Origin of the sequence: Zhongshania antarctica (genome assembly GCF_014202945.1) — a bacterium.
GTDB classification, from domain to species: domain Bacteria; phylum Pseudomonadota; class Gammaproteobacteria; order Pseudomonadales; family Spongiibacteraceae; genus Spongiibacter; species Spongiibacter antarcticus.
Genome location: NZ_JACHHW010000013.1, coordinates 1 through 12253, shown reverse-complemented (window position 1 = coordinate 12253; position 12253 = coordinate 1). Strand labels below are relative to the sequence as shown.

The following is a 12253-nucleotide window of genomic DNA, read 5'->3' as shown; positions in this document are numbered from 1 at the left end:
GCGCCGGTAACTCTCATGTCTGATCTCAGTACCCTTATATTCGGGCGCCTAAGCCTTGATTCAATCCCATTTCACGATCCGATTTTGATCGCGACCTTTGTGGTCGCTGCCCTCGGTGGTATAGCCTTATTTGGCGCGCTCACCTACTACAAGGTGTGGGGCTATTTGTGGAACGAGTGGTTTACCAGCATCGATCACAAACGCATCGGCGTGATGTATATGATCCTGGGTCTAATCATGCTGCTGCGCGGCTTTGCCGACGCTATCATGATGCGGATTCACCAAGCCATGGCCTTTGGTGAAGCTACCGGCTACCTGCCCCCAGATCACTACGACCAAATCTTCACCGCCCACGGCGTGATCATGATCTTCTTTGTGGCCATGCCTTTTGTGGTCGGCTTAATGAACTATATCGTGCCCCTGCAGATCGGCGCGCGTGACGTTGCATTCCCATTCTTAAACAACCTTAGCTTCTGGATGACCAGTGCCGGTGCGGCGCTAATTATGGTGTCGCTGTTTATTGGTGAATTCGCCAAATCCGGCTGGCTGGCTTATCCGCCATTAACCGGAATATTACAAAGTCCCGGGGTCGGGGTAGATTACTATATTTGGTCCCTACAGATTGCCGGGGTCGGCACCTTGCTGTCCGGCATCAACTTTGTGGTCACCATTGTAAAAATGCGTGCGCCCGGCATGAACATGATGAAAATGCCGATTTTCACCTGGACCGCGCTGTGTACTAACATTCTGATTGTGGCGGCTTTCCCCGTATTAACAGCGGTAATGACCTTGCTGTCCTTAGACCGCTATTTGGACATGAACTTCTTCACCAACGATCTTGGCGGCAACGCCATGATGTACGTAAACCTGATTTGGATCTGGGGTCACCCAGAGGTTTACATACTGATTCTACCGATCTTTGGGGTGTTCTCAGAGATCGTTTCTACCTACAGTGGTAAGCGCCTATTCGGTTACTCGTCGATGGTCTACGCGACCTTGGTCATCACGATTCTGTCTTACCTCGTGTGGCTGCACCATTTCTTTACCATGGGATCTGGCGCAACGGTGAATAGCTTCTTTGGCATCACCACCATGATCATTTCGATTCCCACGGGCGCGAAAATCTTTAACTGGCTGTTCACCATGTATCGTGGCCGCATTCAGTTTGAAGTCCCCATGCTGTGGACTATCGGCTTTATGATCACTTTCGTGATTGGCGGTATGACCGGCGTGTTATTAGCTGTGCCACCCGCTGATTTCGTGCTGCACAACAGCCTATTTTTGATTGCTCACTTCCACAACGTCATTATCGGTGGTGTCGTCTTCGGTACCTTTGCGGCGATCACTTTCTGGTATCCCAAGGTTACGGGTTACAAGCTGGAACCCTTCTGGGGCAAGGTCTCGTTCTGGTGCTGGTTTATCGGTTTCTACCTCGCCTTTATGCCGCTTTACATGCTCGGTTTTATGGGCGTAACCCGCCGCATGAGCCACTTCGACGATCCATCGCTGCAGATTTGGTTCCAAATCGCCCTAGGTGGCGCAGTGTTAATCGGCATGGGTATTATCGCCTTCTTGGTTCAGCTCTATGTGAGCTACAAGCGCCGCGACTCGCTGCGCGACGAAACTGGCGATCCGTGGGGTGGCCGTACCCTAGAGTGGTCAACTTCGTCACCACCACCAAAATACAACTTCGCGTTTACCCCACGGGTATACGATCTTGATGCGTGGTGGCATATGAAGAGCAATGGTTTTAAGCATGCAACTGATGGCTTTATGCCCATCCATATGCCCAAAAATACCGCCGCCGGCATGGTGATCTCAGGCCTCAGCGCAGCGTTCGGTTTCGCGATGGTTTGGCATATGTGGTTAATCGGCGGCCTGACGTTCGCAGCCCTTATGATTGCCATTATTGCGCACACTTTTAATTACAAGCGCGACTACTACATCCCCGCTGAAGAGGTTGAGCAAGTCGAATCCAAACGAACTGAGGTGCTTGCCTAAGATGTCTCATTCCACTGCTACGCCCGCCGTTCAGGCGGGTCAATTCGACTTCCTCGTTAAGGGGGAGCATCACGTCGCCAACGGCACCCTGCTGGGCTTCTGGCTGTATTTGATGAGCGACTGCCTCATCTTTGCGGCGCTGTTTGCCACCTATGGCGTATTAAGCCAGAACTATGCGGGCGGGCCATCGGGCGCAGATTTATTTGATCTGCCGCTGGTTGCCTTAAACACCAGTTTTCTGCTGTTTTCGTCGATCACCTACGGCTTTGCCATGTTGCAAATGCAGCAGCGCAAACTCAAAGGCACCATGATTTGGCTCGCTATTACCGGCGTATTCGGGGCAGGCTTTCTGGGCTTAGAACTCTATGAGTTCTACCATCTTTTACACCAAGGTGCTGGTCCCCAGCGCAGCGCGTTCTTGTCGGCCTTTTTCACCCTCGTCGGCACCCACGGCCTACACGTATGTATCGGAATTATCTGGTTGGTCACCTTGCTGTTCCAACTCCGCAAGCACGGCCTAACTACCGCTAACCGCCGCCGTTTATTCTGCCTGTCTATGTTCTGGCACTTTCTGGACGTTGTTTGGATCGGCGTATTTACTATTGTTTATTTGATGGGGTCTCTGTCATGAGCGAGCTTTCACACAACCACGATGAGCATCACGACCACCACGAAGAAGAAGGCCCGCACAGCAGCTTCAGCGGTTATATGTTGGGATTTATGGCCTCGATATTTCTTACCGCCATCCCCTTTTGGCTAGTAATGGGTGATGTATTCAGCTCACGCAACACCACCGTGCTGATCATTCTCGCCTTTGCCCTAGTGCAAATTCTGGTGCACATGGTTTATTTTCTGCACATGAATTTTCAGTCTGAAGGTGGCTGGACCATGCTGTCGCTTATCTTCACTGTGGTATTACTATTCATTACCTTAGCCGGGTCGCTGTGGGTGATGTACCACATGAACGTGAATATGATGCCCTCGATGATGTCGGGCGGCAGCTAAACCGTGTCACTTCGCCGCATAGTTAGCTTATCGCTAATCAGCCTATGCGGCCTGCTCCTCTTTGCGGGCTTTATTGCCCTTGGCAATTGGCAGTTAGAGCGCCGATTGTGGAAGTTAGATTTAATCGAAAAAGTCGAAACCCGCGTTCACGCGCCCGCTGAATCAGCACCAAGTATTCGCGACTGGCCTTCGGTTAATAAGGCCGATGACGAATACCGTCACGTCGAATTACGCGGCCAATTCCTCCAGAACAAAGACACCCTCGTCGTTACCGCCACCGAGCTTGGCAGCGGCTACTGGGTAGTCACGCCCTTTCAGCGTCACGATGGCAGTATCGTTTTAGTCAATCGCGGCTATATCGGCCAAGGTGTCACGCCACTGGCGCCACCGCAGACCGACACAAGCCTCACCGGCCTGCTCCGGCTTAACGAGCCAAACGGCAGTGTACTGCGTGAAAATAGCCCCAGCACCAACCGCTGGTATTCACGGGATGTAAAGGCAATTACTGACGCCCTTGGTATCAGCGCCGCACCTTATTTCGTAGACGCGGACGCTAATTCGCCACAAACCCAAAGCGACGACAGCCAAAGCGCCAACACGCCGATCGGCGGCCTCACCGTCATTAGCTTTAACAATAGTCACCTGGTGTACGCGATCACTTGGTACGGCCTCGCCCTTTCAGTACTGATCGCGGGCTTTATTGTGTTTCGGGAAGGCCGCCGCAGCAAAGACTGAACGCGGCTGCGCACTCAGCCCGTCATGCGTATACTGGCAAACGAAGCACTACAGCGCCTTAGCTAAAATAGCTCCGGGGAGAAACACAATAATGACCGACACCAGAGCGCTGGCCGCCGTAAACCAGCTGCTAAGACAAACCGAATCCGACGATACCGACACCCTTGGCAAACATATGCGTCAGCTGGTTCAGTTGCGCTGGATGGCAGTGCTCGGCCAATTACTCACCATTTTGGTTACTCATTACGGCTTTGGCGTCGAACTGCCACTGCAGCCAATGCTAAGCGTGCTAGGTGGACTTGTCGCCTTCAATGCATTTAATGAGCTAAGTTTGCGAATGCGGCGCCGAGTAGGCACTGCAGAGTTGTTTACGGGCCTACTGGTAGACATGGGCACACTAACCTTACAACTCCTCTTCAGCGGTGGCGCCACTAACCCCTTCGTATTTCTCTATTTACTCCAGATTGGCCTGGCCGCCGTACTCCTGACCCAAGTCTACGCATGGGTACTTATGGGCGTTGCCACCGTGTGTTTTCTTTGGCTGGCCGAAGCTGGTCGCCCCATCGACCTTCCCAAAGATTACCACCTGGGCATCCGCAGTTATTACATTGAGGGCATGTTGATCTGTTTAGCGCTCAGCGCCGCCCTGCTAGTCATTTTCATCAATCGCATTAATCGCACCCATCGGGAACACGATGCCCGCCTGGCCGAATTGCGCCAGCGCGCCGCAGAAGAAGAACATATCTTGCGCATGGGCTTGCTCGCCTCGGGTGCCGCCCATGAACTTGGTACGCCACTGGCCACCATTGCCGTCATTTTAGGCGATTGGCGACATATGCCCGCGCTTAACGACGACCCGGATCTACACGAAGAAATCACCGAGATGCAAACTCAGGTAAAGCGCTGTAAAACCATCGTGAGCGGCATTCTTATGTCGGCGGGGGAAACCCGTGGTGAATCCTCCGGCGAAACCAGCGTCTGTGCGTTTTTCGACGAGCTACTCAACGAGTGGCGGAACACCCGTAAAGTCCGTGAATTCAGTTTTGACAATCAATTTGGCGAAGATCTAGATATTGCCTCAGACACAGTGTTAAAACAAACCATCTGCAATCTGCTCGACAACGCCCTAGAAGCCTCACCGGAATGGGTCGGCCTCACCGTCTCCCGCCAAGACGACAACGTGCTGATACGGGTTATCGACCGCGGCCCCGGCTTCGCCAAAGAAGTATTCGACCGCTTGGGTCAACCCTATCAATCCACGAAGGGGCGGCCTGGCAGCGGCTTGGGACTATTCCTTGTGTTCAATGTGGCGCGAATTTTAGGCGGCCAAGTACGCGCCCGCAATCGTCACGATGGCGGCGCCGAAATCAGCCTGCGCCTGCCACTAGACGCACTCCGACTCAAGGAGGTTTAAGCAAATGACAAACGACTCCAGCAGCACCGATGCAAGCACCGACAACAGCGCACCGACCCTATTACTGATTGAAGACGATGCGGCTTTTGCGCGAACTTTGAGTCGCTCCTTCGAGCGCCGAGGCTACTCGGTGCTCAGCACCAGCAGTCTCAACGGCGCACTTATTTTATTAGAGAGTCACTCTCCCGGTTACGCGGTGGTGGACCTCAAATTAGATGGCGAAGCATCTGGCCTAGCCTGCGTGCAGGCCTTGCACAAACACGACCCCGACATGCTAATTGTGGTGCTCACCGGCTACGCAAGCATCGCCACAGCGGTAGAAGCAGTAAAACTCGGCGCCTGTCATTATCTTGCCAAGCCCTCCAACACCGACGACATCGAAGCCGCATTCAATAACGCAGAAGGCAATGTTGCCGTTGAAATTCGCGGCCGCGCTACCTCGATAAAAACCCTCGAGTGGGAGCGCATTCACGAAACACTTGCTGAGACAGGTTTTAATATATCTGAAACGGCCCGGCGCTTAGGAATGCACCGAAGAACACTCGCGAGGAAGCTCGCCAAGCAGCAAGTAAAATAACTTCGCATCGCGAAGACCAGCTTGACACTGCACCACTGATCGTCCGACACTTCCAAAAATTATTTCACGGAAGTCCCGCTGTGTCGCAAGCGCCCTATTTCTCGCCGAGTATTATTTTCTCCGAAACGTGGCAGTATATGCTCGCCGGCGTTTGTATTATTACTGCGGTAATCTGCGTAATCAGCTTGCTAAAACGCAGCACCGAGCACAGCGAATACCGCGCCGATCTCGCTTGGCTGCGCGCCATTATTTATTTTTGTACAACCACCCTCATCGCTCTACTCTGCGGGGTCAACGACGCTGTTTTCACGCGGTCATTGGTGACACCGGAGCAAATCAATGACCCACTGTGGCTCACCAGCCTAGCGCTATGCAGCCTCCTTATTATTGGCGCCTACGGATTCATCTGGGCCAAAGGCACTTACACCGACGGTCGGCAATGGCACCCGCTAAGTACAACGTTATTTGGTCTCATATGGGGGCTGAGTCAGGCCCAGTTATTTCTTAGTTTATGGGCCCTAAGCGAACTTTTTCAACTCTCGCTGCTGTGGACAACACTCATCACTATTACGCTTATTTCCATCTATAACGGCAACTGGCAACAGTTTTACTGGGACATTAAAGTGTCGCCACCGCACAATTACCCAGAGTGGAATTTGCGCAAGGTGCTCTTCTGCCACGTACCCAATCTCTTGCTGACGCTGCCCTTCTTTGCGATCTACGGCAATGTACAGCTCTATATAATTTTTCAAACTGGGGCGCTATTGCTGTCCTCGCACCGCATGCATTTCCCGCACTGGACCGACAAATATAGCGGGCCGACTACAAACCACTAGCAACGCCAATAGAATAAGGTTTTCCTGCCATGCACGGAGTTTTTCTCGATCTCGACAGCCTCGCCCCAGCAGATGTGAACTGGCAAAAATTGCGCAACGCTGTCGACAGCGCCGATGTTTTTCCGCACACGCCGGCAGCAGACATTGCGGAACGCATTGCCGGAGCAGATGTTGTTTTTAGCAATAAGGTACAACTCAAACGCGAACATTTTGCTAGCGCCAAACAACTGAAGCTAGTCGTCGTACTCGCCACCGGCACCAACAACATAGACCTTGCTGCTGCCGCCGAATTCGGCGTGACGGTGTGCAATAACGTAGCCTACTCCAGTATCGCACTAGTCGAACACAGTGCCATGCTCATACTTGCATTAATGCGTCAGTTACCCAGCTACCACGCTGCGGTGCAGCAAGGACAGTGGCAAACCCACAATCAATTTTGCCTACTGAACCCGCCTATTCGCCAACTCAGCGGTAAGACATTGGGTATTATTGGTTATGGCGCATCAGGTCAGGGCGTAGCCGACTTTGGCCGCGCCATGGGCATGAACATCCTCGCCTGGCAATCTCGCCCCGGTACTGACGCCGAGCGAATACCGCCGCGCTTAGCACTCGACGCGTTGCTCCCGCAATGTGATGTACTGAGCATCCACTGCCCACTAAATGAACAAACCCGCGATTTGATTAATTTCGCTGCACTGCAAAAAATGAAACCCGACGCTATCCTCATCAATACCGCAAGGGGTGGCATTGTTAACGAAGCCGATCTCGCTCGCGCACTAAACGAAGACCTAATCGGTGGTGCAGGCGTGGATGTTCTCACCGAAGAACCGCCAAGAAATGGCAACCCACTGCTCAGTTGCAAGCATCCCAATTTAATAGTAACGCCCCACAACGCGTGGGGCAGCCGTGAAGCGCGACAGGCACTAATCGATCAATCGGTGAGAGTCGTAGCAGCTTTTCGGCGAGGAGAAGCAATAAATATCGTTAATGGATGCTGAGTGCTATTCCAAATAACCCGTAATCAGCTACCCGTTTATTATAAACCTTCACTCAGTGCCTTAACCTGATCCATGATTATTTGTTGTAACTCCCCAGCACACACATAAATTTCAATGCGGCTAATCAACTTATTCTCAATGGTGAACCGCGTGGCTATTTTCAGCGGCTCGGGCAAACCAGCTATTCTTAAATCATAAAAACAATCGACCTCATCGCCCTCTACCAGCCAGCGTCTATTCTCAATCGCCTCATTGCCCTCATACGCGGGGTCTTTTAACAACTCGCGCAATTGGGCCGCTCCGCTGCCCGTGGCATAGCCCATCTCCCAGCGGGTACAGTTCTCAGCGAACAATACATTCTCTGGCTTATGCTGCAATAAACCCGCATCTAAATACGTTTCGACAATAGCAATTTGTTGCGCACGAAAATCACTCACTCTCTATCCTTATAATTATTTTAATCTGCTAATCGGATTCCCAAAACTCTTCAAGTACTGCGATTACGAGCAATAGCACCCGCAATTAAACACTCCACAAATATGACAGTTCGCTCAACAATTACGTCACTATTTTCTTTCTGCTCCAAATAATCGAGCGCCGCAAAAAGCGTGTGCTGCGCAATCAAACGCGTCAAAGTTAAGAGCATTTCATAGTCAGGTAACAATTTATCTAAGCCAAGCAAGCACAAATCTTCTGCGCTATCGGCGGCAAATTCATCTAGCATTTTCTGCAATGCCTCACGAAGGCAAGGCAGACCGCCATGAATCTCCCTAGCGCAAAAAATTACACCAAGCGGATGCTCTCGGACATAGTCAAAATAGCGTAGTGTCGACGCCCTAATCATATCGTTGGCATCTCTATTCGCACTTCGTCGGGCAAAGCGAAGGTCTACTCGCAATTGCGCAGACAGCGGTTCGACTAAAGCAACAGCAACTTCATCTATCGATTTAAAGTGGCGATATATTGCCGTGTGGTGCATGCCGGCTTCCCGCGCCAGCTCCCTCAAGCCGAGATTTGCAATCGACCGCTGCCTAGCGCCTAGACGTAACGCTGCTTTCAACAGTCGATCTCGGCCGCCACCCACTTTAGACACGGACGGATTCCCCTTCCCACCCCCTAGTTTCTTAGCTGTAGTTTCGATTTTGCCACTCACATTCACGCCCGAAATTAAAAATAACTGAAATCGAGACTAACGTAGATTGACACAAATGTCACCACGTGGTTACATTTAACTAAATCACCACATGGTGACACTGAGTATTAGTGCGATGCCATTCTCGGACTCAATAATGACGAATGGTGAATTGCGTCATACCAACAACGTATTTAATCGCTAGGGCGCCAACAAAGGAGTTCCACGACATATACCTAATAGAAAATAGAACGGTGCCGCTTGTTTTGGGGGGGCACTACGCTTAGAAATACAGTTAAAAATAAAAATATAAGGAGTGAATTATGCGTATAACGCGAAATGTCCTGACCAAACGGAAGCTAGCAATTTTGGTTTCTATACTCAGCCTGACCGCTTGTGGTGGATCAGCCAGTAAAGCTGAATTGCCGGAAACAACAGCGAACATAACAAACCTACCTGAACACGCCCTCAGAGTTAACAGCCCAGATGACGAAGTCGATGAGACCCCCGGAGATCTAATATGTGCGACCGCGCAGGGCGCATGCACGCTACGCGCAGCAATCATGGAGGCGAATTCTAGTGTGCTGAATTCCGAAGGAAATCCGCACACCATAGTTATACCGGAAGGCACCTACGCGCTATCAATACCCAATACACTTTCTACAGGTGATTTAGGACTTGATGCCGCCATCGCTAGACCAATCATCGCAAGCGAAGCAACCGGGTCACTCAATATAACGGCGCCAATGACGATTCAAGGCGCAGGCGCAAGGGAAACAATAATTGACGCCCAACAACTAGATCGGGTATTCGAAATACATCGCGGCGCTGACACAGCATTCACCGATTTGACGATAACCGGCGGTTACGGCAACACCATGGGAGGCGGAATATACTCTCAGGCGCATTTAAAACTATCGCGGGTTTTGATTACAGAAAATCAATCCAGTGGCGGCGGCGGTATATTCGTTAACCCACTCGGCAGTCTAGAGCTAAACGACAGCACGGTTAGCCATAATATCGCTGAAGGTCAAGCTGGCGGCATACGCATAGATACCCGAGGAACAATCACAAACTCGACCATTAGCCACAATGAGGCACTGGGTTTAGCAGATCCACTCCCCGCCGGCACAGGCGTTCCGTTCGCTTTCTCGCAAGGCGGTGGTATCGACATTCGCGGTATCGGCACTATTATTCGGAATTCGACAATTGTATTTAACAGCTCCTCCCAAGGTGGCGCCGGAGTACATTTCGACACTGCATATATTGACGCCCTGCCGGATCCAGTGACCGGCGCAGCCGAGATTCCACACTTTGATTTAATTTTAGAAAATACAATTATCGCAAACAATATCGCCGAGGTTGAAAGCGCCGATTGCTTAACGACGGTTGGCCTTTCGCGCATATTGTCACAGGGCAACAATATAGACAGCGACGGCAGCTGTGGTTTGAATCAGGCGGGAGACCTACCGGGCGTTGAACCTTTTCTTGCACCATTAGCAAACAACGGCGGGCCAACCGACACACATCTACTATTACCGTCTAGCCCCGCAATAGATGCGGGAAAGATCGAAACCTGCACGACAGTTGATCAACGTGGGATAGCTCGCGGCCAAAATAATACCTGTGATATCGGCGCCGTCGAATCAGAGTGACAAGTTTCTGGAGTAAATTATGAATAGTTTTTGTAGCAGCGTTTTAAAATTCACTGTCCCACGCCTACTTATTGCAGCTGCACTGGTATTTCAAAGTGCTTGCGGCGGAGGCTCAAGTTCGCCCGGAAATAATCAAAACCCAAGTAATACGGCACAAGAAAGTCAGGATAACTCCCCACCGTTCAGCCCGGCATCACCGGGCACCTTTATCGTCGATTACGAGGGTGACGAACCAGATATATTACAAGGTGATGGCCTCTGTGAAACAGAGACCGGGGGTTGCAGTTTACGAGCAGCCGTTCAGGAATCTAATGCCACAATACTGCTGAGTACAAATCCATTCACCCACACTAACGTAATAATTATGCCTCCAGGCCACTATAAATTTATAGAGCCGCCACTTATACCAACCGTTGTAGCCGAGGGCACCTCCGATGCTGGAATGCTATCGATCCTTGGTTCCACCAACATTCGCGGCGCAGGCGCCCGAAAAACTATTTTAGATGGCAATGGAATTGACCGAGTATTCGGTGTTGGGCCAAACGCAATTTTATCTATTTCCGACCTAACCATAACCGGAGGATCCGCCAGCGGAATCTTCAATCAAGGCCAATTAACCGTTACGCGATGCACTATTAGCGGCAACACTAGCGGCTATGGCGGCGGCATTTTCAATACGCCAAGTAGCTCCGCGATTATAGATTCAAGTACCATCAGTGATAACACCGCTGAAAGCGAAGGCGGTGGGATTCGCTTTGATGCTGCGGGTCTGGTCATCAACTCGACAATTAGCAACAATCGCATACTAGAAGATTGCTGTTCAGACAGTACCTATGACGGCGGCACACAAGGTGAAGGCGGCGGAATAGATGCACGCGGCGGCGGCCCAGTCACCATCATCAACTCCACTATAGTCAACAATCACGCGGTCATTGGCGGTGGCGGACTCAATATCGCGACGTCCTATCAAGGTGATCCTGGCGGGGTATTTCAGGAAATTGGCAGTGAAGTTTTCGGACGCCCGGTCGAATTAATTAACACAATAATTGCTGGCAACACCTCCACACGAGGTCCTGCAAACTGTAAAAATACTATCTCGGCTATCCACTCACTCGGCGGCAATATATCCGATGACGACAGCTGTAACCTAAATTTTACAAATGACCAGAATTCTACCAACCCAGAGTTAGATGAACTCGCTGACAATGGCGGCCCTACCGACACCCACGCCCCCTTCGCAACCAGTCCCGCACTTGAAAATGGCCTAATGGACCGATGCCCCGCTCAAGATCAACGTGGCGCTCAGAGAGAAAACGTATGTGATAGTGGCGCAATGCAAGACGAGACGTAACTCAACAACTATTTGCGATGACAAGAAAGCTTAAGCATACGCCCCTTGGCAGGTGGGAACGCTAAAAAAACAAAAGCCCCAGCAGGAAATCTTGCTGGGGCTTTTTTGTGGGTATTGCGTAAGGCTGGGAACCGGAGACTTGGTGTTGATTTTATCTTTTGCGCCTTCCGTCTCCCGTCTAGCGTTGAGCTGCCGCGGGTACTGCGGGTTATAAAAAGGACTAAAAAACCAGCGTTGCAGCACTTAATAAAGTTTGGCGCGTAGTGATGACCTACTTTGTGTTGCGAGCAGTGCTCGCAATCCCTTTGGGACGCTTCCGCTTCGCTACATCGCACCTCCTCCGTACCTGCGGTACAGGCTGCGTCGCATGAGCCCGGTATTTAGTGAGAGACGCTCCTCGCATCCTAAATAAAAAACCCCGTCCAGCATAAGCTGAACGGGGTGTTTTATTTAGAAGCCTGGCGATGACCTACTCTCGCATGGGGAAACCCCAAACTACCATCGGCGATGACACGTTTCACTTCTGAGTTCGGGATGGGATCAGGTGGT

General features: G+C 51.3%; 12 protein-coding genes and 1 rRNA gene. 10 read left to right on the top strand and 3 right to left on the bottom strand.

What is annotated here, in order from left to right:
- Positions 1-15: 15 nt before the first annotated feature.
- The 8 genes from cyoB (at position 16) to HNQ57_RS16520 (ending at position 7566) form a co-directional block, all read left to right on the top strand.
- Entirely contained in the window at positions 16-2001 is a 1986-nt protein-coding gene (gene cyoB, locus HNQ57_RS16555; RefSeq protein WP_184464860.1) for a cytochrome o ubiquinol oxidase subunit I, read from the top strand.
- Position 2002: 1 nt separating this feature from the next.
- Positions 2003-2632 carry a cytochrome o ubiquinol oxidase subunit III gene (gene cyoC, locus HNQ57_RS16550; protein ID WP_184464858.1) on the top strand — a complete coding sequence of 210 codons (630 nt, stop codon included), beginning with the start codon at positions 2003-2005 and terminating at the stop codon, positions 2630-2632.
- Entirely contained in the window at positions 2629-3006 is a 378-nt protein-coding gene (gene cyoD, locus HNQ57_RS16545; protein ID WP_184464856.1) for a cytochrome o ubiquinol oxidase subunit IV, read from the top strand. The genes cyoC and cyoD overlap by 4 nt, the downstream gene beginning before the upstream one ends.
- 3 nt (positions 3007-3009) lie before the next feature.
- Complete coding sequence (locus HNQ57_RS16540; RefSeq protein ID WP_184464854.1) at positions 3010-3741, top strand: SURF1 family protein; 732 nt, start codon at positions 3010-3012, stop codon at positions 3739-3741.
- Positions 3742-3832: 91 nt separating this feature from the next.
- Entirely contained in the window at positions 3833-5155 is a 1323-nt protein-coding gene (locus HNQ57_RS16535) for an ATP-binding protein (protein ID WP_184464852.1), read from the top strand.
- Between the two features lie 4 nt (positions 5156-5159).
- A complete protein-coding gene (locus tag HNQ57_RS16530) occupies positions 5160-5732 on the top strand; it encodes a response regulator transcription factor (protein WP_184464850.1) in 573 nt (190 codons plus the stop codon).
- Positions 5733-5812: 80 nt separating this feature from the next.
- Positions 5813-6568, top strand: coding sequence for a hypothetical protein (locus tag HNQ57_RS16525; protein WP_184464848.1), 756 nt, complete (start codon positions 5813-5815; stop codon positions 6566-6568).
- A 29-nt stretch (positions 6569-6597) separates the two neighbouring features.
- On the top strand, positions 6598-7566 hold the full coding sequence (locus HNQ57_RS16520) for a D-2-hydroxyacid dehydrogenase (protein ID WP_184464846.1): 969 nt from the start codon (positions 6598-6600) through the stop codon (positions 7564-7566).
- 38 nt (positions 7567-7604) lie between these two features.
- On the opposite strand, the gene HNQ57_RS16515 is transcribed toward HNQ57_RS16520, so the two are convergent.
- Together HNQ57_RS16515 and HNQ57_RS16510 are read right to left on the bottom strand one after the other, a co-directional pair.
- Positions 7605-8003, bottom strand: coding sequence for a DUF8021 domain-containing protein (locus HNQ57_RS16515; RefSeq protein ID WP_184464845.1), 399 nt, complete (start codon positions 8001-8003; stop codon positions 7605-7607).
- 50 nt (positions 8004-8053) lie between these two features.
- On the bottom strand, positions 8054-8659 hold the full coding sequence (locus HNQ57_RS16510) for a TetR family transcriptional regulator (RefSeq protein WP_184464843.1): 606 nt from the start codon (positions 8657-8659) through the stop codon (positions 8054-8056).
- Positions 8660-9021: 362 nt separating this feature from the next.
- Here HNQ57_RS16510 and HNQ57_RS16505 point away from each other — a divergent pair, with 362 nt between their 5' ends.
- Together HNQ57_RS16505 and HNQ57_RS16500 are read left to right on the top strand one after the other, a co-directional pair.
- Positions 9022-10353 carry a choice-of-anchor Q domain-containing protein gene (locus tag HNQ57_RS16505; RefSeq protein WP_184464841.1) on the top strand — a complete coding sequence of 444 codons (1332 nt, stop codon included), beginning with the start codon at positions 9022-9024 and terminating at the stop codon, positions 10351-10353.
- Positions 10354-10372: 19 nt separating this feature from the next.
- On the top strand, positions 10373-11704 hold the full coding sequence (locus HNQ57_RS16500; RefSeq protein WP_184464839.1) for a choice-of-anchor Q domain-containing protein: 1332 nt from the start codon (positions 10373-10375) through the stop codon (positions 11702-11704).
- Positions 11705-12160: 456 nt separating this feature from the next.
- Here HNQ57_RS16500 and rrf read toward each other — a convergent pair.
- Positions 12161-12253 (bottom strand): 5S ribosomal RNA (rrf, locus tag HNQ57_RS16495); the annotation flags it as partial.